At 60.4% G+C, this 25,855-nt stretch carries 23 protein-coding genes; 15 read left to right on the top strand and 8 right to left on the bottom strand.

What is annotated here, in order from left to right:
• The first annotated feature begins 165 nt into the window (after positions 1-165).
• Positions 166-1,539 (top strand): NosD domain-containing protein, encoded by a 1,374-nt coding sequence (locus EKH55_RS21495; RefSeq protein WP_192803878.1) that lies wholly within the window; start codon positions 166-168, stop codon positions 1,537-1,539.
• A gap of 57 nt (positions 1,540-1,596) precedes the next feature.
• Positions 1,597-3,324 (top strand): GH32 C-terminal domain-containing protein, encoded by a 1,728-nt coding sequence (locus EKH55_RS21490; RefSeq protein ID WP_151613061.1) that lies wholly within the window; start codon positions 1,597-1,599, stop codon positions 3,322-3,324.
• A gap of 107 nt (positions 3,325-3,431) precedes the next feature.
• Here the strand turns inward: EKH55_RS21490 and EKH55_RS21485 are convergent, their stop codons facing one another.
• Positions 3,432-4,517 carry a patatin-like phospholipase family protein gene (locus EKH55_RS21485; protein WP_151613060.1) on the bottom strand — a complete coding sequence of 362 codons (1,086 nt, stop codon included), beginning with the start codon at positions 4,515-4,517 and terminating at the stop codon, positions 3,432-3,434.
• Between the two features lie 17 nt (positions 4,518-4,534).
• A complete protein-coding gene (locus tag EKH55_RS21480) occupies positions 4,535-5,362 on the bottom strand; it encodes a 3-hydroxybutyrate dehydrogenase (RefSeq protein ID WP_151613059.1) in 828 nt (275 codons plus the stop codon).
• 271 nt (positions 5,363-5,633) lie between these two features.
• On the opposite strand from EKH55_RS21480, the gene EKH55_RS21475 reads away from it, so the two are divergent.
• The 9 genes from EKH55_RS21475 (at position 5,634) to EKH55_RS21435 (ending at position 14,893) form a co-directional block, all read left to right on the top strand.
• The gene (locus tag EKH55_RS21475) at positions 5,634-6,545 is read left to right on the top strand and encodes a LysR family transcriptional regulator (RefSeq protein ID WP_151613058.1); all 912 of its coding nucleotides are present in this window, start codon (positions 5,634-5,636) and stop codon (positions 6,543-6,545) included.
• A 176-nt stretch (positions 6,546-6,721) separates the two neighbouring features.
• Positions 6,722-7,213, top strand: coding sequence for a cupin domain-containing protein (locus EKH55_RS21470; protein ID WP_151613057.1), 492 nt, complete (start codon positions 6,722-6,724; stop codon positions 7,211-7,213).
• Positions 7,214-7,480: 267 nt separating this feature from the next.
• Complete coding sequence (locus EKH55_RS21465; protein ID WP_151613056.1) at positions 7,481-8,755, top strand: MFS transporter; 1,275 nt, start codon at positions 7,481-7,483, stop codon at positions 8,753-8,755.
• Between the two features lie 109 nt (positions 8,756-8,864).
• On the top strand, positions 8,865-9,347 hold the full coding sequence (locus EKH55_RS21460; protein WP_151613055.1) for a DUF302 domain-containing protein: 483 nt from the start codon (positions 8,865-8,867) through the stop codon (positions 9,345-9,347).
• A gap of 266 nt (positions 9,348-9,613) precedes the next feature.
• Positions 9,614-10,921 (top strand): sn-glycerol-3-phosphate ABC transporter substrate-binding protein UgpB, encoded by a 1,308-nt coding sequence (ugpB, locus tag EKH55_RS21455; protein ID WP_427915871.1) that lies wholly within the window; start codon positions 9,614-9,616, stop codon positions 10,919-10,921.
• Positions 10,922-10,973: 52 nt separating this feature from the next.
• The gene (ugpA, locus tag EKH55_RS21450; protein WP_069459380.1) at positions 10,974-11,855 is read left to right on the top strand and encodes a sn-glycerol-3-phosphate ABC transporter permease UgpA; all 882 of its coding nucleotides are present in this window, start codon (positions 10,974-10,976) and stop codon (positions 11,853-11,855) included.
• A gap of 8 nt (positions 11,856-11,863) precedes the next feature.
• Entirely contained in the window at positions 11,864-12,712 is an 849-nt protein-coding gene (ugpE, locus tag EKH55_RS21445; RefSeq protein WP_151613053.1) for a sn-glycerol-3-phosphate ABC transporter permease UgpE, read from the top strand.
• Complete coding sequence (locus tag EKH55_RS21440) at positions 12,712-13,761, top strand: sn-glycerol-3-phosphate import ATP-binding protein UgpC (protein ID WP_151613052.1); 1,050 nt, start codon at positions 12,712-12,714, stop codon at positions 13,759-13,761. The genes ugpE and EKH55_RS21440 overlap by 1 nt, the downstream gene beginning before the upstream one ends.
• Before the next feature lie 196 nt (positions 13,762-13,957).
• Complete coding sequence (locus tag EKH55_RS21435; RefSeq protein ID WP_151613051.1) at positions 13,958-14,893, top strand: sensor domain-containing diguanylate cyclase; 936 nt, start codon at positions 13,958-13,960, stop codon at positions 14,891-14,893.
• 27 nt (positions 14,894-14,920) lie between these two features.
• On the opposite strand, the gene EKH55_RS21430 is transcribed toward EKH55_RS21435, so the two are convergent.
• The 4 genes from EKH55_RS21430 to EKH55_RS21415 all read right to left on the bottom strand — a co-directional run bounded on the left by EKH55_RS21430 (position 14,921) and on the right by EKH55_RS21415 (position 19,885).
• Entirely contained in the window at positions 14,921-15,637 is a 717-nt protein-coding gene (locus EKH55_RS21430) for a class I SAM-dependent methyltransferase (protein WP_192803861.1), read from the bottom strand.
• A gap of 34 nt (positions 15,638-15,671) precedes the next feature.
• A complete protein-coding gene (locus EKH55_RS21425; RefSeq protein WP_151613049.1) occupies positions 15,672-17,459 on the bottom strand; it encodes an SLC13 family permease in 1,788 nt (595 codons plus the stop codon).
• A 150-nt stretch (positions 17,460-17,609) separates the two neighbouring features.
• A complete protein-coding gene (locus EKH55_RS21420; RefSeq protein WP_151613048.1) occupies positions 17,610-18,311 on the bottom strand; it encodes a response regulator in 702 nt (233 codons plus the stop codon).
• The gene (locus EKH55_RS21415; protein ID WP_192803860.1) at positions 18,308-19,885 is read right to left on the bottom strand and encodes a sensor histidine kinase; all 1,578 of its coding nucleotides are present in this window, start codon (positions 19,883-19,885) and stop codon (positions 18,308-18,310) included. Before EKH55_RS21415 ends, EKH55_RS21420 begins: the two co-directional genes overlap by 4 nt.
• 838 nt (positions 19,886-20,723) lie before the next feature.
• Between EKH55_RS21415 and EKH55_RS21410 the strand changes: the two genes are divergently transcribed.
• From EKH55_RS21410 to EKH55_RS21395, 4 genes are all read left to right on the top strand, one after another.
• Complete coding sequence (locus EKH55_RS21410; RefSeq protein WP_151613046.1) at positions 20,724-21,134, top strand: hypothetical protein; 411 nt, start codon at positions 20,724-20,726, stop codon at positions 21,132-21,134.
• A 214-nt stretch (positions 21,135-21,348) separates the two neighbouring features.
• The gene (locus EKH55_RS21405; RefSeq protein WP_151613045.1) at positions 21,349-22,428 is read left to right on the top strand and encodes an efflux RND transporter periplasmic adaptor subunit; all 1,080 of its coding nucleotides are present in this window, start codon (positions 21,349-21,351) and stop codon (positions 22,426-22,428) included.
• Positions 22,428-23,156 (top strand): ABC transporter ATP-binding protein, encoded by a 729-nt coding sequence (locus EKH55_RS21400; RefSeq protein WP_151613044.1) that lies wholly within the window; start codon positions 22,428-22,430, stop codon positions 23,154-23,156. The genes EKH55_RS21405 and EKH55_RS21400 overlap by 1 nt, the downstream gene beginning before the upstream one ends.
• Complete coding sequence (locus EKH55_RS21395) at positions 23,153-24,385, top strand: ABC transporter permease (RefSeq protein WP_151613043.1); 1,233 nt, start codon at positions 23,153-23,155, stop codon at positions 24,383-24,385. The genes EKH55_RS21400 and EKH55_RS21395 overlap by 4 nt, the downstream gene beginning before the upstream one ends.
• A 51-nt stretch (positions 24,386-24,436) precedes the next feature.
• On the opposite strand, the gene EKH55_RS21390 is transcribed toward EKH55_RS21395, so the two are convergent.
• A complete protein-coding gene (locus EKH55_RS21390) occupies positions 24,437-24,880 on the bottom strand; it encodes a pseudoazurin (RefSeq protein WP_151613042.1) in 444 nt (147 codons plus the stop codon).
• 216 nt (positions 24,881-25,096) lie between these two features.
• Positions 25,097-25,792: a Crp/Fnr family transcriptional regulator gene (locus EKH55_RS21385; RefSeq protein WP_151613041.1), complete on the bottom strand. Its 696-nt coding sequence runs from the start codon at positions 25,790-25,792 to the stop codon at positions 25,097-25,099.
• Positions 25,793-25,855 lie beyond the last annotated feature (63 nt).

Here is a 25,855-nt window from a genome sequence, read left to right as displayed (position 1 = left end):
CTGTGTCGCCACCCATCGCCTGTGGCTCCTTCGGGTCTCCAGCTAGGAAACCCAGTGGGAGAGCTGGTTGAACGCGTTACCCGGTCAGTTTGCAAGTAACAAGCCGATCAAGAACATCAGTCTACTACCGCTCTGGAGTAAGAAATGTCCGAGAAGACATTAACAATACTTAGCGAAAACTGTTACGACGTGACAAAGTATCCGGTGGGTAATCCCTATGAGGATATTGGAGCGGTCATCAATAGCATCATTGCGGATATTAAAAGCAGGCAAACTGTTTCCGATCAAAATGACGGCGGGAAACCTGGAGCAGTAATCTATGTACCGCCGGGCGATTACCGTCTTGCCACTCAAGTCGTTATAGACGTGAGCTATCTGAAAATTGTGGGCTCCGGACACGGTTTTACGTCTTCGAGCATCCGTTTCAACACACCCGCACACGAGGCGGCACGCTGGCACGAAGTGTGGCCGGGCGGAAGTCGCATGCTTGTGGACATTTCTCCAGATGCCGCCGACGGTGAGGCTGCCGGAGCTGCATTTTATGTCAAGCGAACTGGGAATCCTCGCATAAGCTCTGTGGAGTTTGCCGACTTTTGCATCGATGGCTTGCACTTCATTAGTGATGGTTCGGAGCAAAATGATCCGGAAAATACATACAAGAATGGCAAAACGGGAATATATGTAGGTAGCGCCAATGACTCATTCCGAATAACGGGAATGGGTCTCATCTATCTGGAGCATGGAGTTATTGTTTATGATGCAGATGCGCTGGCGATAGACAACAACTTCATTGCCGAGTGCGGGAACTGTATCGAACTGAAAGGTATGGGGCAGGCCTCAAGAATTGCGAATAATTTTGTCGGAGCCGGATATAGAGGACATTCCATTTATGCCGAAAATTACGGAGGCATTCTAGTATCCTCAAACAACGTATTCCCTCGAGGTGCCAGCAGTGTCTATTTTTCCGGCGTGGTGCGTTCCTCGCTCACAGGAAATAGATTCCATTCGTTTTATCCCGGAATGTTGGTTTTTGCTGCCAACTGTTGCGAAAATTTGGTTTCCTCAAATCACTTTTTGCGAGATCGCGAGCCGTGGGCACCGATGCAGAAGTACGATAACGGCTTGGATGATCTGTTCGGACTTTTGCAAATCGACGGCAGCAACAATTCGATAATTGCGAACCACATCTCGGAAACAATAGATACCGAATATGTCAAGCCTGCCGGCGTAAAGCCGGTGATAATCAACGTTGTCTCCGGTATCGGCAATTACATAGCCAATAATCATATCGTGGCCACAACCGAAATATCGCACACCATTGATGCACCAAACAGTGCCTGTTTTTCAACACAAGTGGGAGCGTTGCTTTCAATTAGCAATTTGAAGGAGCTTGAAGTAACGTCTGTACTAGTTCAAAAAGGCTCTGTACGTAATATAGTCCTAGATTCAGGGAATGACGAACAGGTTGAGATGGACAAAACAAAGAATGCATTTAGGGGCACCCCAGTTCCCGGGAAAAATGGGGAACTTTCAATATAAATCAAACGCTGACTCTCGAAATTCAGTGTCGGAAAAAATCATCAATAAGGCCATCGAATGAAGAACAGGGCGCAATTGGATGCTGAGCGCGGCGTGCGGTTCGAGATCTGGGCTCGGAAGAAGCCTGGAAAATCAGCTCCGGAGGATGACGCCGATGCCTTCGTTCTGCGTGCCGGCGATCGGGTCGTTTACCGGATCGCGCGGCTGCCGCCCTATTTTCAATTCTATTCCTATACTCATTATGCGGCCGGTCCGCTCACGCTAGAATGGGACCATGGCGCCATTGAAATTCCACTGCTTTACAGCTTCAACCCGGACGACGTTGCTGAGAAAGGCGTGACTTTCTTGGAGTTGCGCGATGGCCGCGTCATCGCTCGACCGAGGACATCCTGGCCGGAGTGGTACGAGAGCGATGCAAATCGCCCGCAGCTCAGATTCTCGCCGTTTCAGGCCTGGATGAACGATCCGAACGGGCTGTGTTTCGTCGACGGCCGCTATCACCTCTTTTACCAGTTCCACCCCGTTGAATCCGAATGGGGACCCATGCACTGGGGCCATGCCGTCAGCGATGATCTCTACCGTTGGATCCATCTGCCGATCTTCCTGCATCCGGAACAGAATCTTTGGTCGCTAGGCGCCACCGGCGGCGCCTTCTCGGGAAGTGCCTTCGTTGGCCCCGAGGGCAAGCTCAGCTTCTACTACACAGAACGACTGCCGGCCTATGACCTGTTCAAGGACTACAAGGAGGTGCAGAAGCGAGTGCTGCCATCGGCCGATCTCCTGCGTCCGGATGCCGATAAGTTGGTGCTTGTCAACGGTCCCGATGGTAGTGCCCACGACTTCCGTGACCCCAAGGTGTGGTACGATGCGGCCCGCGGCACATTTCGGATGGTCCTCGGCGCGGCGATCGACGGTGATCCGGCCGTCCTGCTCTATGGGTCCGAGGACGGCGAGGACTGGAAATTCTTGTCCGTCCTCTATCGCGCTCCCGAGCATTTTCGCCGGCACGGCGCACGCTGCGTGGAGTGCCCGGATTTTTTCGAGCTCGATTGTCATCATGTGCTGGTGATGGGCTTTGTAGGATACACTGAGCCGGAAACCGGCCGTCATAACCTGCTTTACGCACAGGTCGGCACGTTCGAGGGCGACCGCTTCATGCCCGCGACTCCCACTTTGCAGGAGTTGGATTTCGGCACGGATTTTTACGCGATGCAGAGCTTCCTGGCAAAGGACCGCCAGATCGCTTTTGCCTGGCTCTTCAATTGGGAATTCCGCAAGCCAGGAGGTTCGCCGTATAGCGGGGAGCTGTCGCTCCCGCGCGTGCTCGGCCTCGACGCCCAACGCAATTTGACAATGATGCCGGAGAAGGGTTGCCAGCGCCTGCGCGCCCGCACTCTTGCCCAGTCTGCACCTTTTCAATTCGCATGCGAACCGGGGCGTCCCATCGAGTTGTCTTTGGCAGGCGATCTGGATGGAGTTCAGATCATCGCGCGGGGCAGCGACGGGGAGAGCTTTAGGTTGGCTCACAGCGCCCGCCGGCTTGAGCTGGCCGTGGCGGAGGATAATGGTGACATCGAGTACCGCTCAGCGCCGCTGACGCTCGAACGGTTGACGTTGTTCTTCGATCGCGGCGTCGTCGAGGTCTTCGCCAATGGGGGCGCGGTCTGCGGGACGCGCCGTACCTATAAGATCACAGACCTGACCTCGCTTGAAGTGAAGTCCACCGACGGGGGCCGTATCGAAACGTATGAGGCATGGAGCTATGATTCCGCTTGGAGCAACTAGCTTTAGCTTAAGTTAGAGCATGATCCGACCGGAGTGAAACGAGGATCGATAAGATCATGCCTCAAGCGTTAGAGCGCCGATCTGATCCAGTCAGATCGAAACGCGCTCTAGAGATAGCGCGTGCTGATGTCGACGCTGGAGCGATTGCCGATCGCGTCATAGTTTTCCTCGAGCCACGCCTCGGCGCATTCTCGGCCGCGGTCGCGCAGGTCGACGAGGGCGCCCCATTCGGCATTGAGCTTGCTCGAGACGCTTAAGTTTCTCATCGTCTCGTCGTCGGAAATGCCGTGCACGAAGATGCGCTTCAGATCGAGGCCATCGCCGGCCTTGGAATCGATCAGTTGCGTCACGAAGGCAATCGCCCGCATCTCGCGGAGCAGCGAGGAGTTGAAGCTGATTTCGTTGATCCTGTTGAGGATCTCCCCTGCCGTTCGCGGCAGTTCCGTTCGCTCCAGGGGATTGATATGGACCACCAGCACGTCCGGCGTGTCGCAGCTATAGATCAACGGAAAGATCGCGGGATTCCCCATATAGCCGCCGTCCCAATAGGCCTCGCCGTCGATCTCGACGGCCTGGAACAGGAAGGGCAGACAGGCTGATGCCATGACGGCATCGATCGAAATCTCGTCATTCGAAAACACCTTGACCTTGCCGGTACGCACATTGGTTGCGCAGATATTGAGCTTGACCGGACAACGCGCCATGCGGATCGCATCGAGCTCGATGGACTGCTCAAGCACCCGACGCAGCGGATTGTAGTTCAACGGATTGAACTGGTAGGGCGACAGCAGTCGCGTCACCATGTCGAAGATGACGAAGGCTGGCGAGTGCTCCAATGATTTCGAGCCCGTCATGCGATCGAGAAAGCTCGGCTGAAGCGGGCTGAAGGCGGCTGCATGGCTGATACGGCGCCAGAAATTGGCAAGCGCCTTCTGCGCGCCGCTGCGCCCTCCCTCTGCCAGCCCATAGGCAAGGACCGCGGCATTCATGGCTCCGGCGCTCGTTGCGACGACGCCTTCGAAGGAAAGGCTCGGCTCGTCGAGCAGCCGGTCGAGCACGCCCCAGGTGAAAGCGCCGTGCGCGCCACCTCCCTGCAGCGCCAGATTGAGGGTTCGCGGCGGTCGCGCCGCAACCCTGGAGGATATCTCCTCGTCCTGAACTACGGGCATGTTCATGGTGGCGTGCTTGTTCATCGCTCTCTTCCTCTCGCTCAGTGGGCCGTCCAGCCACCGTCGACCGGGATGGCAGTCCCGGTAATCGACGCGGCTGCGCTGCTGCAGAGAAAGACGCTGAGCGCGCCCATCTCCTCGACCGTTGCGAAGCGCTTCGTGGGCTGGTTCTTCAAGAACACGTCGCGGATGACCGCATCGCGAGCGATGCCATGCGATTTTGCCTGGTCTTCGATCTGTTGTTCGACGAGCGGCGTCCAGACATAACCGGGACAGATCGCATTGGCGGTAATACCGAATTCCGCGCCCTCGAGAGCCACCACCTTGGTGAATCCGACGAGGCCGTGCTTGGCAGCAACATAAGCCGATTTGAAGGGCGAGGCGACGAGGCCGTGGGCCGAGGCGACGTTGATGATGCGCCCGAAACCACGGGCGCGCATCTCGCCATAGGTCGCCTGGACGAGATGGAAGGCGGCGGACAGATTGATCGAGAGGATCGCGTCCCACTTCCCCGCCGGGAATTCGGCAATCGGTGCGACGTGCTGGATGCCGGCATTGTTTACAACGATATCCACCTGCCCGAAGCGGGCGCTGGCGCGCTCGACCATCATCCGGATTGCCGCGGAGCTCGACATGTCGGCGCTGTCATAGGCAATGTCGACATCGTTTTCCTCCGCCATTTCGGCCCGCTGCCGTTCGATCTCGGCCGGGTCGCCGAAGCCATTGAGCATCACCGCCGCGCCCGCCTTGGCAAGCGCCTGAGCGATGCCAAGACCAATGCCGCTGGTGGAACCGGTGACGATGGCGCTGCGGCCCTCGAGCGCTCTGCGCCCGAGCATCGAGTCGATTTCTGCGGTACTTTTCAGCATGTCCACGTCTCCTCACATTTGGGCCGAAGGGCCTTTTTCCGGGGAAGAGAATGGCGCTCTATTCATTTCAACTGAAATGCCACTGTGCTATGAATTCGATAGGTGAATTGCATTGGCGAAGGCGGCGCGCACAAAGGAAATTCATCGCCTCGACTGCGGCGCTTCGCATTAATCGAGACTCAAGGGCGGATCGCCACAGTATCTGAAATCATACATTTTGGACCGGATCCGATCCGAAGAACATGCCAAAAAGGCTTTTCGGGGGGCAGGTATGGACATTCACCACGTTCGTTATTTCCTGGCGGTATGCGATACCCGCAACTTCACGCGCGCGGCGGAGAAATGCAATGTCACCCAGCCGGCCTTGAGCCGCGCCATTCAGCAACTCGAGGACGAGGTCGGCGGCCTTTTGTTCCGACGCGAGCGCAACCTTACCCATCTGACCGATCTTGGAAACCTGCTGAGGCCGCGCTTCCAGTCGATTCTGGACGAATTGTCCGGCGTCCGGCAGGAGGCTACGCGTTTTCTCTGTCTCGAAGATGCACATGTCAAAGTCGGAATCATGTGCACGATCGGGCCGCGCCGCTTTACCGGCCTGCTCACCGACTTCAACATGCGCCACCGCGGCATTCAGCTTCAGCTTGTGGAAGGCGTGCCCGCCCGGCTGTCGGAACTGCTCGAGTCCGGTGAAATCGACGTCGCCATCATGGCGAGCAGCGACCGCTTCCCCGAACGTTTCGACGTGACGCCGCTTTTCCGCGAGAGATTCATGCTGGCGTTTCCCCCCGGCCATCGCCTTTGCCAGTACGATGCCATACCAATTACGGCTATAGACGGCGAAATCTATCTCCGGCGTGTGAATTGCGAATACTGGGATTATCTTACCGATCTTTGCGAGTCCGTTGGTGTCAAGACGCGGATATCCTATTCGAGCGAGCGGGAGGACTGGATCCAGAATATGGTCGCCGGTGGCCTGGGCATCTGCTTCATCCCCGAATACAGTGCGGTCATTCCAGGGCTGCAGGTGCGACCGGTTACCGATCCCGAAGTGACGCGCGATGTGTGTCTCGTGACTGTTGCCGGTCGGCGGTTTTCGCCGGCCGTCGCGACCTTCGTCGGATCGGTGAAGTCCTATGGCTGGGCCGCCCCGCACTCCGGGATCGATATGCGGCGTATCGCCTGATCCTACCGGAACACGATCAGTTCTTCGGCCGCAAAAGCGGCTGCGCGCCCTCTCTTCTGCGATAGCCCTGGGCTATGGAATTCAAAAACAGGCGGCATTTCTTTGTCGGCGAAATCTCCCGCACTCTTCTCGTGCCGCCGGAATATCTCCGGCGATCCCACAAAGGAGAATCCGACATGACCTTGAAGTTCACCGCAGGCCGCCTGACCCTCCTTGCTGTAACGCTTGGCCTTTTCGCCCCGACCTTCACCACAATGCCAGCCTTCGCCGGGGATTGCCCGGCCGACCAGGTCGCGACCGATGCCATGGCTCCGGGTGCAACCGCACCGGAAGGCGTCACCGACGACGTCCTCGCCTCGATCGACCTTTCGCCAAAGGGCGGTGATTGGAAGGGCAGCACCTTGCGTCTGCGCAAGCTCGTCGTCCAGCCGGGCGGCGTGGTGCCATGGCATTCGCATGAGGCACGTCCAGCCAACATTCTGATCGTCGAGGGCTCGATCACCGAATATCGCAGCAGCTGCAAGGTCCCGATCGAACACAAGGCTGGCGAAACAACTGCCGAGTTCGGCGAACTTGCCCATTGGTGGAAGAACAACGGCTCGAAGCCGGCCCTCCTTTACTCGGCCGACATCCTCCCGCCAATGCAGGACGACGACCACACCATGTGAGCCGCAGCCGGATCACGATGATTTCAGGATGAGCTGAAACATACACGTGATCGGTTTTGAGGGCGTTAGTTCGGCATGCGGGCGGGGACTGCGCACACTTCTCTTCGTCCGCCGTTCTCGGCCCGAGATTGGAACCGATGCGCCAAGTCAAAGACCTACAGCGATCTTTGCGCGTCTTAAAAGACGCGGCGCTGTAGGTCGCAACGCACCCACCCAGGACGTTTCCGGCCGCTGGCGGGAAGCGTCCGTTTCCAAGGAGCATAGGTGATGGAGAAGCTCGATCGCGTCTCGCTGCCGACATCCGAGTCCGTCTTGGCAAGCCCGGCGGCCGACCGCTGGCATTTCGGCATAATTGCCCTCATCGCATTCCTGACCCTCGTCGACCTCTTCGCCGCGCAGGCGATCCTGCCGTCGCTGCAGCGCGAGTTCGGGGTCAGCCGGGCCACCATGGGCTTCGCGGTCAATGCCAGCACCTTCGGCATGGCGGTCGCCAGCCTCGTCGTCGGCCTTTTCGGGCGCACCCTGGACCGGCGAAACGGCATCTGGATCAGTCTCGCACTGCTTGCCGTCCCGACCGCGCTACTTTCGACAACCCGGGACATCGCTCTCTTTGCCGGGCTGCGTGTGGCACAGGGCCTTTGCATGGCGACCGCCTTCACCCTCACCATGGCCTATCTTGCGGAGCGCTTCCCGGCGGAGCGGATAACGGGCGCGCTTGCGGCCTATGTCACCGGCAATGTCGCCAGCAACCTCTTTGGACGCATTCTCTCGGCTGCGGTTGCCGATCTCGGCGGATTGTCGATCAACTTCCAGACCTTCGCGCTTCTCAACCTCGCCGGCGCGGCCCTCGTATGGACCACCTTGAAGCGAACGGAGCGGATGATGCCGGACCAGCGCGGGAGGGCGATAAACGGGAGTTGGCCCTCGGTGCTCGGCAACCGACGCCTTCAGAGCGTGCTCGCCATCGGCTTCCTGATCCTCTTCGTGTTTATAGGGACATACACCTATGTCAACTTCCGTCTCGTCGAGCTCGGACTTTCGCCGATGCAGCTCGGCCTCATTTATTTCGTTTTCCTGCCGTCCCTGTTCACCACATCGCTCGGCGGTTTGATCGCGCGTCGGCTCGGCGCCGGAGTTGGCATTATCGTCACCCTCTTCTTCGCCGTCCTCGGACTCATTGCCCTCCTGAGCAACAGCCTCGGCGTGGTGCTCGTTGGCCTTGCCATGATCGCCATCGGCACCTTTCTCGCTCAGGCGCTTGCAACCAGCCAGGTCGGTCGCATTGCCGGCACGGAGAAGGCGGCAGCCAGCGGCGCCTATCTCGCCTCCTATTACACCGGCGGACTCTTCGGCAGTCTGCTGGTGGGGCAGCTCTATGATCATTTTGGATGGAACGCCTGCGTGTTGGCGCTCGTCGCCACCCTAGCGCTCGCCATGCTGTTTGCCTCGGCCCTGCGCGCCGAACCGGTCGCCATAAGGTCCGATTATCGAAACGGACAAGAGACGGCATTATCAAAATCAGCCGGCCAACCGCATGTTTGAGATGCACCACCACTGCATGGCTTCGGACACAACATGCAGCAATTCAAATCGCTACAGCGACCCGGCACCAAAGAATGCGCGGTCTCGTGGCAACAAAGAGGAGCTTCTGATGATGAAGGTCAGCAATGCAATCCGATCGGCCGCCCTGATCGCTACCGCAATCGCGGCGTCGGCTCACTTCTCGACGGCTGATGCCGGAGACAGAGACGGAATCGTCACGGTTAAAAGTCGCTACACCGTGAGCGAGACGGTGAACCGGATCAAGCGCAGCGTCGAAGAAAAGGGCATCACCTTCTTCGGCGTCATCGACCAGGCGCGCCTCGGCAACGACGCCGGCAACAAGGTGCGGCCGTCGCGCCTTGTGTTGTTCGGCAATCCGGCGCTCGGCACGACGTTCATCACCGCCAATCCGCTCGCCGGCCTCGACTGGCCCGTGCGCGTTCTCGTCTATCAGGCGAAGGATGGCTCGGTCTATGCCGCCTATACGGACTTCGGCTGGATCGCAAAACGCCATCGCATCCAGAACAGGGGCCGGGAATTCGCCATGGCCACGCAGGTCATCGAAGCCGTCACCGATGGCGTGAGAAAGTAGCAACAGCAAGATCTGTCAGCGCTCGCCGGTTCCTTGCGGATTCGGCGAGCGCTACTGCGGCACAAGCTCGCCCGTTCCGCCGACCCATCCGCACCGACAAAATGGCAAGAAAGAGGCACTCGACAGGAGTGTTCGGGGCGCTATGTTTGACCAGCGGTGGTTTGGATACTTGACCACTTTAGAAGTAGGTCCGCCGCTCACGGGAGGAGCGGCAGGGTGTCGGCGCGTATCGCATCCATTCGGGTCCGGCCGCGTCAAGGGAGGAGATTTCCATGCGATTGATTTCCGTTTCCACGACTGTCGTTGCCATTTTCGGCGCCGTCACGTCGCAGGCCCAGGCTGCCACGGAGTTGCAGTGGTGGCATGCAATGACAGGCGCCAACAATGAAATGGTCGAAGAACTCGCCAAGGAGTTCAACGATAGCCAGAGCGACTACAAGGTCGTGCCAGTATTCAAAGGCAGTTATCCGGAGACGTTAAATGCAGGGATCGCGGCTTTCCGCGCGAAGCAGCCGCCGGCGATCATTCAGGTTTTCGATGCCGGCAGCGGCACGATGATGGCGGCCGAGGGCGCGATCGTGCCGGCCATGGAGGTCCTCGAGAAAGGCGGCTACACCTTCGACAAGTCGCAGTATCTGCCTGGGATCGTCGCCTATTATTCCAAGCCGGACGGGACGATGCTGTCCTTCCCCTACAATTCGTCTTCGCCGATCCTTTATTACAACAAGGATGCCTTCCAGAAGGCGGGTCTCGATGTCGACAATCCGCCCAAGACCTGGCCGGAAGTGTTCGAGGCGGCAAAGAAGATCAAGGAGAGCGAGGCTGCGCCTTGCGGTCTGACCTCGACCTGGCTCACGTGGATCCAGACCGAGAATTTCGCCGCGTGGAACGACGTGCCCTACGGCACCAATGAAAACGGCCTCGCCGGCCTGGACGTCCAGCTCCAGATCAATGTACCCCTTTATGTGGAGCATTTTCAGGCTATCGCCGATCTCGCCAAGGACGGCGTGTTCCGCTATGGCGGGCGCACGTCGGAAGCCAAGCAGCTCTTCACCTCCGGTGAATGCGCCATCATGACGGAATCGTCAGGTGGCCTCGGCGATATCGTCAAGAGCGGCATCAACTACGGCATCGGCCAACTTCCCTATTACGAGGGACATGGCCCCCAGAACACGATCCCGGGCGGGGCAAGCCTCTGGGTCTTCGGGGGCAAGTCCGACGAGGAATACAAGGGCGTCGCCGAATTCTTCAACTTCCTCTCCCAGACGAATATTCAGGCCAAGCTACACCAGATCTCCGGCTACCTGCCGGTGACGATGGCGGCCTACGAAGAAACCAAGAAGTCGGACTTCTACGAGAAGAACCCGGGCCGGGAAACGCCGATCCTGCAGATGATGGGCAAGGCGCCGACCGAGAATTCGAAGGGCGTTCGCCTCGTCAACCTGCCGCAAGTGCGCGACATCCTCAATGAGGAGTTCGAGGCGATGCTGGCGGGACAGCAGGATGCCAAGACGACCCTCGACAAAGCCGTCGAGCGCGGCAACGCTGCCATCGCGGCAGCAATCAGCAACTGACTGATCATGGCCGGTTCGCGATCGCGAGCCGGCCAACGTTCTGGAGATTGCTTTGCAGCGCGTCACTTTCCCCAACAGGATCCTTCCCTATCTCCTCGTCGCCCCACAGATCGTACTGACGATCGTCTTCTTCTTCTGGCCGGCCAGCCAGGCCCTCTACCAGTCGGTCATGCGCGAGGATCCCTTCGGCCTGAAGAGCGGCTTCGTCGGGATTGCCAATTTCAGCACGGTGCTCTCGGACCCGAGCTATCTGAACTCGCTGAAGGTCACGGTGATCTTCAGTCTGCTGACGGCGCTGGTGTCGATGGGAGCCGCCCTGCTCCTGGCGACAGCCGCCGATCGGGTCGTGCGCGGCCAGACGTTCTACCGGACCCTGCTGATCTGGCCCTATGCCGTCGCGCCGGCGGTCGCCGGCATGCTGTGGCTGTTCATGTTCAGTCCGGCGATGGGGACCTTTGCCTTTCTCCTGCGGCGAAACGGCTTTCACTGGGATCCGCTGCTCAACGGCAATCACGCTATGACGCTGATCGTCATTGCCGCGGCCTGGAAGCAGATCAGCTACAATTTCATCTTCTTCGTTGCCGGCCTCCAGGCTATTCCGAGATCCCTGATCGAAGCAGCCGCGATAGACGGCGCGCGCGGAACGCGGCGCTTCTGGACGATCGTGTTTCCCCTGCTCGCGCCGACGACGTTCTTCCTGCTGGTGGTCAACACCGTCTACGCCTTTTTCGATACGTTCGGCATCATCCACTCGGTCACCGGAGGCGGTCCGGCAAAGGCGACCGAAACGCTCGTCTACAAGGTCTATAATGACGGTTTCGTCAATCTGAACCTCGGCTCGTCGGCCGCGCAGTCGGTCATCCTGATGGCCATCGTCGTCGCCCTCACCGCGTTCCAGTTCCGCTTCGTGGAACGCCGGGTCCACTATGGTTGATGTCGCCGATGATTGAAAAGCGCCCCATCTCCAATCTGATCGGACACTTGATGCTGATTCTCGGCATCATCGTCGTCGTCTTTCCGATCTACTACACCTTTGTTGCCTCGAGCATGACGTCAGCCGAGATCGTCCGGCCTCCGATGCCACTTGCCCCGGGCGGGCGTCTGACGGAGAACTATGGCGAGTCTCTTTCGGGCGGCGTCGAACGCGTGGTCGGCGTCAGCCTCGAGCGGCTCCTGTTCAATACCTTCGTCGTCGCCATAGCGATCGCGGTCGGCAAGATCGTCATTTCCTTTCTCTCGGCCTTCGCGATCGTGTTTTTCCGGTTTCCGCTGCGCATGGCTTTCTTCTGGATGATCTTCATCACCCTCATGCTGCCGGTGGAGGTCCGGATCCTGCCGACTTACAAGGTGATCGTCGATCTCGGCCTGATCGATACCTATGCCGGGCTCACGCTGCCCTTGATGGCGTCGGCAACGGCGACCTTCCTCTTCCGGCAGTTTTTCCTGACAATTCCGGGCGAACTCGTGGAGGCCGCCCGCATCGACAATGCTGGGCCCCTCCGCTTCATGCGCGATATCCTGCTGCCGCTTTCGAAGACCAACATCGCCGCCCTGTTCGTCATCCTCTTCATCTATGGCTGGACCCAATATCTCTGGCCGCTCCTGGTCACCAACGACAGCCGGATGAATACCATCATCATCGGCCTCAGGAAGATGGTGGACTTCGCGGATGCATCCACCCCCTGGAACTACGTGATGGTGACCGCAATCCTTGCAATCATCCCTCCCGTCGTGGTGGTGGTGGTGATGCAGCGGTGGTTCGTCAAAGGCCTGGTTGAGACGGAGAAATAATGGCAACGATCACTCTCAATGAGGTTCGGAAAACCTATCACGGCAATATCGACGCCATTCGTGGCGTTTCGCTCGACATCGCCGACGGCGAGTTCATCGTCCTCGTGGGGCCCTCCGGCTGCGGGAAATCGACGCTGCTCAGGATGATCGCCGGGCTGGAGAGCATCACATCCGGCGAGATCGCGATCGGGAACCGCGTCGTCAATGCGCTGGAGCCTTCCGAGCGCGACATAGCCATGGTTTTCCAGAACTACGCCCTCTATCCGCACATGACCGTCCGGCAGAATCTTGCCTATGGGCTGAAGAACCGGAACACACCGAAAGAGGAAATAGAGAGTCGGATTGCCAAGGCGGCGCAGTCGCTGGAGATCGAGGCCTTTCTGGATCGCAAGCCGCGGCAGCTTTCCGGCGGTCAGCGCCAGCGCGTCGCCATGGGTCGGGCCATCGTTCGCGAACCGGCAGCATTCCTGTTCGACGAACCGCTCTCGAATCTCGACGCAAAACTCAGGGTGCAGATGCGCGTGGAAATCAAGCGCCTGCAGCGCACCCTCGGCACGACGAGCGTCTATGTCACCCACGACCAACTGGAAGCCATGACGCTTGCCGACCGGCTCGTCGTTCTGAACGGCGGCAGGATCGAACAGGTCGGCACGCCGATCGAGCTTTACGAGAAGCCGGCGACCGCTTTCGTCGCCACCTTCATCGGCTCGCCCTCAATGAATCTGCTCGAGATGGCCGACGACCATGTGGTCTGGTCGGCACCGGACGCTGTCGTCGGACGTCCCGACATTGCGACACTCGGCATTCGGCCGGAGGATATCACGCTCGCCGATGAGAGGGCGGGCGGCGACCATTTCCGGGGAAAGGTGCGCGTAGGGGCCGTCGAGCTCGTCGGCGCAGAGAGCTACGTTCACGGCACTCTGGCCAATGGCGAGCCACTCATTTTCCGCGTACCCGGCCGCTCGCGCATGGCCATAGACGATGAGGTCGAAGTCGTCGCAAGACCGGAAACCCTGCATGGTTTCGACAAGCAAGGCCGGCGGCTGTAGTTTGCAGCCGGATGGCATCGCCGCCCATTGGCAAACACCCAAGAAACGAACCGGCTCCGCTCGGAAGTCCGCACGCTATGAGGGCATTCCTTCCGCACATTACAGCCGTTTTCTCGACATGATGATGGTGCAGACAGCCCTGAAGTCTCGCCGCCAGTCTAACGCTTGCATAACGAAGATCGGTTAAAGTCGGGCCATGGAGAAGGACATCAGCCGGCTATACGAATTGTTCGAATCTTCCCCTGTCCTCGTCGCCGCCTATGACGAGTTCGACAGGCTGCGCTACGCCAATCCGGCCTTTCGCTCGGCCTACTTCATCGAGCCGGACGAGACGCCGCTCTGGCCGGACCTGATGCGGCGGAATTTCCATGCGCGCCGCGGCACCGTGATCAATGCGACCGATTTCGAAGAGTGGCTGCGATCCACGCAGTCGCGCCGCGGCAAGGTTGGCTTCAGGGCTATGGAAACCGATCTTCACGACGGCCGGTGGCTATGGATGACCGAAACGATGCGGAAGGACGGCTGGATGCTGTGCGTCGCCACCGACGTGACCGGCCTCAAGGCGAAGACCCGGGCGGTCCGGCAGGACCGGGACCTGGCGATCAAGGCCTCCTATACCGACGAACTCACCGGGGTCGCCAACCGCCGCTTCGTGACCGCCCGGGTCGAGGACATGTTGCAGCCCCAAGGTAGCAAGGAGGCGTCTTTCGGTTGCCTCTGCGTTCTCGACATCGACCGCTTCAAGTCCATCAACGATCAGTTCGGCCATCAGGTCGGCGATGTGGTGCTGCGGGATTTCGCGAAGCGGATCCACGACCTGGTCCGGCGCACGGACTGCTTCGGTCGGGTCGGCGGCGAGGAGTTCGTGCTCACCCTTCCCGCCACCTCGCTCGAGCAGGCGCAGTTGATCGTCGAAAGGATGCTCGCCTCCGTGCGTATGTCCAGGCCTCTGCAGGAGCATCCGGACTTTCGCTACACCTTCTCTGCCGGCATCGCCTCGGCCCGGGCGAGCGATACCGCCCTTAGCCTCTATGCCCGCGCCGACGCCGCTCTCTACCGGGCGAAGCTTGCGGGCCGCGATCGAATTCATTTGGAGGAGTCGTCGTCCGATCGCTCGGCCCTCGCCGGCTGAGCCACCCGGCACGACAAAAGCCGAGAATCAGTTCCGATTGTCGGACCGATGCGCTGATTGGAGAGAAGGGCCGGAAAAGAGCTCCACGTCCTTTCCCAGCCGATCGACGATCCATCGATAGGGTTCCGCCGACCTCGGCAGCAGGAACGCGCCGGTTGCCTCGCCCGTGACCGGATCGGTTCCGCGATAGGCCAAGACCGGCTGCCGCGGGATGTAGCGAGCGAAGCGGAGGGCCACGTCTCGACCGTAGACACGCCAGTGACCATGCTTTTCCGGTTTGGGAAAGCCCCAATCCCGCGTCACCTCCTCGGCAAACGGATCCGGAATATTGAGATAGACGAAACCGCGCGGGGAGGTGATCCGTAACAGCTCGCAGAGCGCCGCCCGGTCGTCGCCGACATGCTCGAGGACATGCGAGCAGCCGACGTAGTCATAAGCGCCGTCGGGGCGGTCGATCTGTTGGATGTCGATCCCATCCGGGGGGCCATAGACCGACAGTTCGAAGGAGCCGAACCATGCCGGATCGACCGTTGGATCGGGACTGAACTGGATTGCCGACCAGCCGGCGAAACGTGCGGGGCCGAGCCTGTCAAACAGGACGCGGGCTGCACGGTGGCGTTCCAGCGATTTGCATCCGCTGCAGCGGGGCAGGACGCCGGTTAGGGCCATGCGGCCGCGCGGCCCCGGCTCGAAGCTCGTGCCGCCGCAGATTGGACAGCGCGGGTGCCGCTCGGCTTCCGTCATGTCTTCTCTCATCGGTCCTTCACGGTTTCCTTCGTCACAGCGGCCAGAAGATCGGGATCACGATCGTTGCCGTCACCCACATCACCAGGTTCAACGGGACCCCGATCCGGAGGAAATCGGCGAACCGATACCCGCCGGCATTGTAGACGAAGGTGTTCGTCTGATAACCGATTGGCGTGGCAAAGCTGGCGCTTGCCGCAAACATAACCGCCACGACGAAAGGTCTCGGATCGACGCCGAGCGCCTGGGCAAGCCCCACGGCGATAGGCGTCAGCAAGATCGCGGCCGCGTTATTGCTCATCATCTCGGTTAGAAGCGACGTGATCAGGTAGACAGCAGAAAGCACCGCCAGCGGTCCGAAAGAGCTGATGAGACCGGCAAAGGCATCGACGACGAGGCGTGCAGCCCCCGTTCGCTCCATCGCGATACCAAGAGCCAGCATACCGAAGATCAGGAACAGGATGTTCCAGCGGATCGAGGTATAGGCGTCCTCGGCCTCGAGGCATCCGAAAGCCACGACGATGATCGCCGCCATCAGGGCGAGCGCAGCGATTGGAAGGACCTCGAAAGCCGCCAGCCCCATCACCAGCAGGACGGCGCCGATCGCGATGGGAGCCTTGTTGCGCCTGAGCGGCTTCTCACTCGGCTGGATGAGGTTGACCAGTTCCCGATAGTCGAACATTCGGCGCATGCTCTCAGCCGGCCCTTCGAGCAGGATCGTATCGCCCATCTGCAGCCGTACGTCGTTGAAGTTTCCCCTGATGTTTTCGCCCTGGCGATGCAAGGCAAGCACGTAGGCGCCATAAAGGCGCCGCAGGTTGAGGTCAGCTGCTCGGCGGCCGATAAAGCGTGATTGCGGCCCCACCACGCCTTCCATGACGACGGTTTCCTGGGTACCGATCGGTTCCACGGCATGGATCGCACCACCGCCAAAGGCGACGTCACTTGCTTCGCGCAGGGCGAGCATGTCGCCGATCTTGCTGCGCACCACGACCCGATCGCCCGCTTTCAGCTCGACAGTGTCGAGGCTCCAGCGGTAGGAAACGTCGTTTCGCACCAGGTCGACGACCCGAAAGCCACGCTCCGCCGTGAATCCGGCCTCTTTCAGCTTCTTCCCGGTGAGCGTCGACCCGACCGGCACGAGCACTTCGGCCAGGAACTTCCGATCCTCCGATTTTGGAAGCAGCGCGGCGAGGCTGTCGCGGTCCGGCAGGAGCCATCGCCCGGCAACAACCAGGTAGACGACACCGACGACGGCCATGATGAGGCCGGCGGCCGTGATTTCAAACATCCCGAAAGGTGCGAGCCCCTGCTTCTGCGCGACGCCGTCGACGAGGATGTTCGTCGACGTGCCGATAAGAGTCGTCGTGCCTCCGAAGATGCTGGCGAAAGACAGCGGAATCAGGAACTTGGAGGCGGGCAGCTGGACCGTGGTAGCCAGACCGATCACCACCGGGGTGAGAATGACGACAACAGGCGTGTTGTTGATGAAGGCGGACATGAGCATTACGCTCACCATCATCGTCCCGAGTGCCACCAGCGGCGACCACTTTGCCGCACGGGAGACGACGCGTCCCAAACCGTCGATGACGCCGGTCCTCTCCAAGGCCGCACTGAGGACGAACATGGCCCCGACCGTCACCGGCGCGCTGTTGCCGAAAACGCCCAGGATGTCGTCAGTGTTGAGAATGCCGAGCGCGAGTAAGAGAGCCACAGCGCTCATCGCGACCACGTCGGGCGGTACCAACTCCCGGATAAAGCCGAAGAACACCACGGCGACGAGGACCAGGACGATAGCGATCTGTACCGAGTTCCAATCCATCTTTCCCAACACGAGTTGTCGAAGTTGCTGGAAACGCACCCATCCTTTTTTAACGTAGCGTATGTGACGGTGCCAGCATATGGGAGGGGCGCAGGCTGGGGACGAAAATGAATTGGTTTTCCGACGCCAGGTCGCGTCGATAGGTCCCGGTCAGCCGTCCGAAAGCGGCCGGGATGGATCGACGACGGGTGACAGCAATGTTCTCAGTGCCGACCGATCGGAGAGGCCAAGCTTCAGGAAGATGTTGTGGAGGTGGACCTTGACCGTTCCTTCGGTGATGTCCAGGGCTTTCGCAATCTCCTTGTTGGACATGCGCTTCGCCGCCATTGTCGCGATGGCCGTTTCCCGGGGACTCAACCGCGGTAGCAGTTGATCCATTCTCTCGCGCTGTTGCCGTTGCCGATCGACCGCAGCTGCTATGCTTTCATCGGGAAAGCAGCGGTTCCCCACCGCCACCTTGTGAATACAGTCGAGCAGATTTTCGGGCGCCGACCGCTTGAACAGGATGCTATCGACCCCGAGCGACACCGCGTCACAAATCTCCTCATCGTTCATTTCGGCCGTGAAAAGGATGACCCGCACCGGCAGGTTCCGACTTCGGACCTCTTCGAGAAATTTCAGTCCGGAAAGACCAGGCATCCTCATGTCGACCACCGCCACGTCCGGCGCCTCCTTCTCGAGGGCCGAAATGGCCGCCAGACCATCGCAGACGAAATGGATCGGTCGCAGCGTCTCGTCGGCGCCAACCAGCCCCTTCAGCGCATTGAGGACGAGTGGATGGTCGTCCGCAAACAGGATCGTCGTCGGCCGGCTGTCCGCCATTCTCCTCTTCTCCATAGCCGCTCCGCTCATTCCAGGGCTCCCCTGATCGTCACCGACAAGCCCCGAGGGGAATTGTCAAGCGAGAGCCGCCAGCCGAGTGCCTGCACGCGCCGACTGAGCGAGATCGACCCGATCTCCTCGGTAAGAACGGCTTCATATTCGAATATGCTCGCAGGCTCCTGGAGCCCCACCCCATCGTCCCGGATCGTCAACGTAAACAGCGTGCGCGTGCTTTCGAGGTGCACTTCAAAACGACTGGCGCGACCGTGCCGAACCCCATTGGCGATCGCCTCGGAGACCAGCATGAAAACACCTTTCATCGCCTTCTCCGACATAACGAGATCGAGAGGCGCAACCGAAAGGGCGATGCTGCAGGCCCATTGCGCCTGCAACTCCACAAGCAATTTCCTAAGACGCCCAGCAACGCGGCATGTCTTCTGCGCCGACCGCTCGCCGATAGCCTCTCGTACGAGGGTTCTGAGCTTGTCCTGCTGCTCGCCGATAATGGCGCGTATCTGGGCGAGCCCCTCCGTTTCGCCCCCGCTCTTCTTCGGTAGCGAGGCCAATTGTATCGCCACGGCCGCCATGCTTTGCAGCAGGTCGTCGTGGATGTCCCGTGCCAGCTTTTCGCGTTCCTCGGCCTTCGCGGCCTCGATCAGCTGATGCCTCAAGTCCTGCTCTGCGATTTCATAGCCGATGCGTGCTGCCGCGACGCCTGCCAGCGGCAGCAGGTCCTCTCCCGTTTCCTCGCAGTCGACGAAGAGCACAAAGCCTTCCGCCGAGCCGCCGGGAAGCGGAGCCATGACCATGCTTTCCGCCTTGCCACCAATGAGCCAGTCCGGCAGCTTCTGTGAGCCGCCGCGCCAGAATTCGGCACCGGTACGCACCTTTCCGTCCACAGCCGGCAGCTTGTTTGCGCTTTCGCTGTACTTGATGACACCACGGTCCAACTCAACGACCCTGAGGACCGACCCCGCTTCGTCCCGCCACACGGCCAGTGCCCGTGTAGCTCTGGTGATCGCGGCTGCCCGGCGCAGGACGGAGGCGATCGGCGTGTCACCCCCGAGCCAAGCCTGCGCCGACGATCCTGCCAGGCTGGCGACGTTGTGCCGCATGCGTTCGATAATGCCGCCGAAATAGGCGAACAGGACACCCGCCACGACCAAATAGATGCCGCGCATTACCACGCGGTTCAGGTCGTCCATCAGGTCCTCGGACGAGACAGCCAGGATGCCGTAAATGGCGACTGTCGCCATCGTCGTGAAAACGGCCCCGCGCCAGCCCCAGCGAATGGTCGCGGCAAACAGCGCAAAGGTGAGGAGTACGAAGAAAGGACTGGTCGGCCCATCGGTCAGGTGGAGCACCACGCCGAAGGTGAGAATGTCGATGCCATGGACCAGATGCGCGGCCGGGCGGCTCACCACAAATCGCTCCAGGATCACCGCCAGCGCGCCCGAATAGATGACGTAGGCCGCTAAAATGAAGTAGGCAAGCTCGCTGCTGCGGGCCGGCTGCGTCGGATCGACATAGATTGCCAGCAGCGCAAACATCGCCAGGACAAGGCGCGAGACGGCCACCAGTCTCCATGCACTAATTGCCTTCATCCGATGAGGCCAAGATGCCTGGTCAAAATATTTGTTCGCCGCTTCCGCATACGAAGCGCGCTCTATATTTTGCATATAGTTCATTTAAATCCCCCTACCCAGGCCAGAGCGGCCGGATGTTAATAGCTTTGATGAAAATTCCTGCTGAAATTATCCAGAAAAAACTGAAACTTGAACTTCGTGACGATCGCCAGAGCAAACCGATCGCCTTAAGTATTCCTCATTATTCCTACCTACAAAGGAGTAGAGAGCGCCTTAAACAGTTACAACTTGAGATTATATCTTCGCGGCATATGGAATCAACTGTTATTTCACAGCATATTTAACATCACAACGGTAAGGCCAGATCGCGGAAGAACAGTTGCAGCGCTTCTTCTATTCCCCCGGCGAAGCACCAGTGTCGCGCCGGCGCGGCACCGGTGCTTCGCCAGGTAGATATCTCGCGAACGCCCGTGCTTGAAAGTGACGGCTCTTCGGCAATCGGGCGCGATCCGATCGCATCGGCATCGAACCGCAGTTTTTTAACGTTTGGTTAAGGGCAACACTGCGCTCATCGCACAGCCGTCCTGCTGACCGCCATTTTGCGACATACAATTGAAATAAATGCCATTTTTAAGTTTTCACTGCCTCTCCGGCCGCTTCTTCACGACGCCTGAACCCTGAGGAAATCGGCACATGGTTAAGGAATGGTATATCTCCGAGATATATTGAATTTCCCGCTCCGCGAGCACAGAGGTGTCTCAACACGGCAGCGGATGGGGCACTCAGGCCGTAGATGCTGTGGGGGCGCGGCGCCAATGCCGCGAGTGAGATGTACCGCATCGATAGGAGATATTTAATGCGTAAAATTGCGATTTTGACAGCTGCGACCGTGATGGGAATGACCTCGGGTGCTTTTGCTGCGGTCGTCGATGGCTCTGACATCTGCGGCGAACTGCCGAATGCAAAGTGGAGCTGGGCCATCAGCTACAGCCAACCCGTGATTTCGGGCGGCGAGCAGACCACGACGCTCGGTGACGTCAGCTACAACTCTGCAGGCAACGTCGGGAAGGCCGACGTGACGATCACTACCGCTCCGACGATCTCGACCGTCACGGTCGCCTGCACGGCTCTGAATCCGGCCGGAAAGGTCAATGCTGACCACTCGACGACAGTCGAGCAAGTCACGACCCTTGATCCGGGCGGCAGCAGCACCACGAATGAGGTCGTGTGCAATCCGGGCAGCAGCCTGCCGAACTGCCCGCTCTAAGGCGTGCTGATAGGGAGGCGGACAACGTCCCCCTCCCGCCTTTTTCTACCGCGTGTGATGTGAATACGTTCTGCGAGCACTTGGAAATAGGCCCGTGCAAAAGATCCGGTTTTGGTTGTTGTCATCGGCTGCCCTGGCACTCCTCTGCTGGTTCACGGTCGAGTGGGGGTTGGGGAATAGGCTGAATATTGCCGGAACTGGCGAGGCGCATGGCATGTCCAACGGGGCCAGCTACCGGATCGCCGCCGTCGAACGACGCCAGATCGTCGAGAGCGTCCAGGTCACCGGTTCCGTCGTTCCCGTCGCGCTTGTTTCGGTCAGCTCCCAGGTCTCGGGACAGATCAAGGAAATCTATGCGGACTTCAATGGCGAGGTCAGTCGTGGCGACGCGATTGCGCTGATCGACCCGCTCTCCTTTGAAATCGCCGTCGAGCAGGCGGAAGCGCAGGTGGGCATTGCCAGGGCCGGAGTGCAGAAGGCCGAAGTGGCCCTGCGCGACGCGGAAGCCGATCTTGAACGCAAGCACGCGCTCGCCATAAATGGGACTGGCTCCAAGCTGGAGGAGAGCAAGGCCACGGCCGTGCGCGACCTCGCCTCTGCCGAACTCGACAACGCCACGCACGCCTTGCTCGGGGCCGAGGCCACGCTGAAGCAGGCGCGCGCCGATCTCGATCGTACCGTCATCCGCTCGCCGGTCGACGGCACGATCATTCAGCGCGGCATCGAAGTCGGCCAGACCGTGGCGGTCAGCCTTCAGGCCCCGGTTCTGTTCACGATCGCACAGAACCTCCGCGAGATGCAGGTCAATGCCTCGATCCCCGAGGCGGAAATCGGCCGCATCCGTGTGGGACAGCGGCTGGAGTTCACGGTGGATTCCTATCCCGGCAATGTCTTTCGCGGCGAAGTCGTCCAGATCCGAAAGCAGCCGCAGATGACCCAGAATGTGGTGACATATACGGTCGTTGCCAGCGCGCCGAATCTCGAACTTCGACTGCTGCCAGGGATGACCGCCACGGCCCGAATCATCATTGATGACAGTGGCGAGAAGCTCTCAGTGCCCACAGCGGCACTGCGTTTTCGCCCGCCCGGTGAACCGAGAAGCCTCGAAACCAGGATCTTCGTCGAGCGAGACGGCCTGCCGGTCGCGATTCATGTGCGCCCGGGTGCAACCGACGGCTCGTTCACGGCGATCACGAGCGATGGGCTCAAGGAGGGCGATAGGGCGATAACCGGATTGGCGATCGCAGGCGGACAGGCTGCGGTGTCCGGCCGGCCCCGCCAGCCCGAGATGTAATGATGCCGCTCATCCGCCTCGATCGGATCGGCAGGTGCTACGGCGGGAGTGACGCGCCCGTCCAGGCGCTAAGCGACGTCTCCCTCGAGATCGTCGCTGGCGACTCCGTCGCGATCATGGGACCCTCGGGGTCCGGAAAGTCGACGCTGCTTGGTATTCTGGGCTGTCTCGATACCCCGAGCAGTGGCAGCTACTTCCTGCGGGAGGAAGAGGTCGGCAGAATGTCGAAGCCGGAGCTCGCGGAGCTGCGCTGTCGCCGCTTCGGCTTCGTCTTCCAGAACTTCAACCTGCTGCCGCGGCTGACGGCGTTGGAAAACGTCGAATTGCCGCTCGCCTATGCCCGGCAACGGCCCGGCCTTCGGCGCGCGAAGGCCACCACCGCGCTTCGGCGCGTCGGACTGACCGACCGAATGTCGCACTATCCGAACCAATTGTCCGGCGGGCAGCAGCAGCGTGTGGCAATTGCGCGGGCGCTCGTCAATGAACCGGACCTGATCCTCGCGGACGAGCCGACCGGCGCATTGGACACCATGACGGGCCGCGAAATACTTTCTCTTCTTGATGAGGTCAACGCCGCCGGCACGACCGTTGTCATCGTCACCCACGACCGCGACATTGCTGAAACGATGCGCCGTACGATCACCCTCACCGACGGCCGGATCACATCGGATCTACGAGCCGAACCCCACCCGGACAGCAAATCACCTATCTGGGCGGGTTTCCCATGAGAGCGCCGGATATCTTGCGTACCGCCGCGAGGGCTTTGCGCGGCAATCAACTGAGGAGCGCGCTCACCACGCTCGGGATCATTATCGGCGTGGCCTCGGTCGTGGTGATGGTTGCGGTCGGTACGGGAACGCAGGCGGCTATCAAGGACGAAATCGAGAAGCTCGGCGCGAGCGTCATCATGGTCATCCCGGGATCGGCCAATGCGGCGGGCGCCCGGCTCGGTGCCGGAACGCGTCCGACCCTCTCCGACGAGGACGCCGCGGCGATCAGGGGCGATGCGAGCGGCATCGTCGCGGCGGCTCCGAGCGTCGCCGGTGTCGCGCACTTGGCGACGGCGATCGACAATTGGTCGTCCGGCGTCTACGGCATCACCGAGGACTATCTCGTCGCTCGCGACTGGCAATTGGCTGCTGGTCGCCTGATCGACGATCAGGATGTCGCGACCGGAGCCAAGGTCGTGGTGCTCGGCGCTACCACAGCGGAAAAGGTCTTCGGCGGGACCGATCCGATTGGTCAGATGATCCGGGTTAATCAATTGCCCATGGAGGTGATCGGCTTGCTGGCACGGAAGGGGCAGACGATGGACGGCTCCGATCTCGACGACGTCGGCCTCGTCCCCCTGAGCACGGCGCGCGATCAGCTCTTCGGGCGCAGTACCGCGAAGGCACGCTCTGTATCGATGATCACCGTTAAAGCTGAAACCGAGCAACAAATAGAAGAAGCGATAGCCGAAGTCCGCGAGGTGCTGCGGTTTCAGCATCGCCTTACGCCCGGGCAAGCCGACGATTTCAGGATCAACAATGTGGCCGAGAGCGCGAGGCTCCAGGAAGAGTCATCCGCGGCCCTGACACAGCTCCTCGCCGCAATCGCCTCCATCTCGCTCCTCGTCGGCGGCATCGGCATCATGAACATAATGCTCGTTTCGGTGACCGAGCGCACCCGCGAGATCGGCGTCCGCATGGCGATCGGCGCGAGGCCCTCGACGGTCCTGGCTCAATTCCTCGCCGAGGCGACGATCCTTTCGGTCGCCGGCGGCATTGCCGGGGCCGCGGCGGGCTTCGCCGGCGCCATCGTCGCCGAATCCTATTTCGAGATGCGCGTCGAATTGACCGGTGAACCGGTCGTCCTCGCCTTTGTCTTTTCCGCGCTCGTTGGACTTGTCTTCGGCCTCTACCCGGCCATGCGCGCGGCGCAGAAGTCGCCCATGGAGGCCTTGCGCTACGAGTAATCCCGGCGCGGACCAGCCGCGCCGGGATCAGGAAATGGCGTTCGTCCCGGTTTACTGCAGGGCTGCGGCAAGGGCTGCGTCGAGGCGCTCCCGCGCTTTCTTCGGCAACTTCACTGCATTCACCTTCTCGACATTGGCGGGGGCATCGCCGACGACAACCACGCCGACCATGCCCATGCCCACATGCGGGGTGCACTTGACGCCGTAGACGCCCGGCACGTCGAAGCTCACCTTATAGGTCTCGCTCATTTTGCTCTTGAACGGCTCGGCGCCGTCGGGGATCATGTCCTTGATCGTCTCGACATTATGCCCCTTGTCGGTGGGAATGAAAGTCACGGTATCGCCGGGGTTGAGCTTGACGAAGGCCGGCTCGAAAACCATCACGCCATCGGCGCCCTTGTTCAGCATGTGGACCTCGAAATCGGCGGCGAAGGCGGTCCCGCCAAGGGCGGTGAGGATGGCTGCGACGGCGAGGCTCTTTACGGTTGTGCGCACTGAAATTCTCCTTACGTTTCGGAACCCTGTCCGGTTCGATAAGGAGATAGGCCAGAAACGGCACCGTCTCTTTGATGCCTGTCAAACAAAACCGCTAAGCACTGGCCCGAAAATCACACTCGATTTTCAGAAAGCTCGATGCGCGCAGAGTCAAAGAGTTACTGCGGCCCTTGCGCGTCTGAAATGACGCGCGGCGCTGCAAGGTCGGCTCAGCCGTCAATCCTTGCCGGCCTCGGCAAGCTGCGTCAGGCCGGCGAGGTCGCAGATCATGAGCTTCTGGCGCCCGCCCTCTACCAGCCCCTTGGCCTCCCACGCGCTCAGGATGCGCGAGACAGTGTGAAGCGTGGTTCCGGTCATCTCGGCGATATCCTGGCGGGAAATAGGAAAATCGATACGGATGCCGCCCTCCTCCTTCTTCCCCGCCTGGCTCGACAGCCGCAGCACGGCATGCGCAACGCGGCGTTCGACCTCCTGCGTCGACATTTCGCGGATGCGCGTGTGCGCCTCTTCGAGACGCTTGCCGATCGTCTGCATGGCGCCGACGGCCAGCAAGGGGTTCTGCTCGACGAAGTGTGGCCAAAGATCCGTCGGCCAGGAGAGTGCAACACTCTCCGCCACCGCCATCGCGGTGCCCGGATAGTCGGAGCGCTGCAGCGCCTTTGCAAAACCAAAGAGGTCGCCCGGATGGACGACGCGCACGATGATCTGCTGCCCGTCCTCCGTCACCTGGGTGACCTTCAGCCGTCCGTGCAGGAGGAGGAAGAAATGAGTGGCCGACTGGCCCTGCTCAAAGACGCTGTCGCCCGGCGCCACGCGCCGCGATGTGGCGTGGCCGAGCAGCCTGTCCAGATCCCCGTCACTCATCCTGTCGAACAGGGAGAGCGACCGTACGACACTCCGGTCGATCTTCATTCCAGCTTCCTTCGCAGGCGGCGCTTCATGCGTCCATCGCCGCCGGACTCCTAGCATGCCGCG

The organism is Sinorhizobium alkalisoli, assembly GCF_008932245.1.
Classification (GTDB): Bacteria; Pseudomonadota; Alphaproteobacteria; order Rhizobiales; family Rhizobiaceae; genus Sinorhizobium; species Sinorhizobium alkalisoli.
Note: the sequence above shows the minus strand (reverse complement) of the source record. Positions and strands in the feature narration are given on the sequence as shown.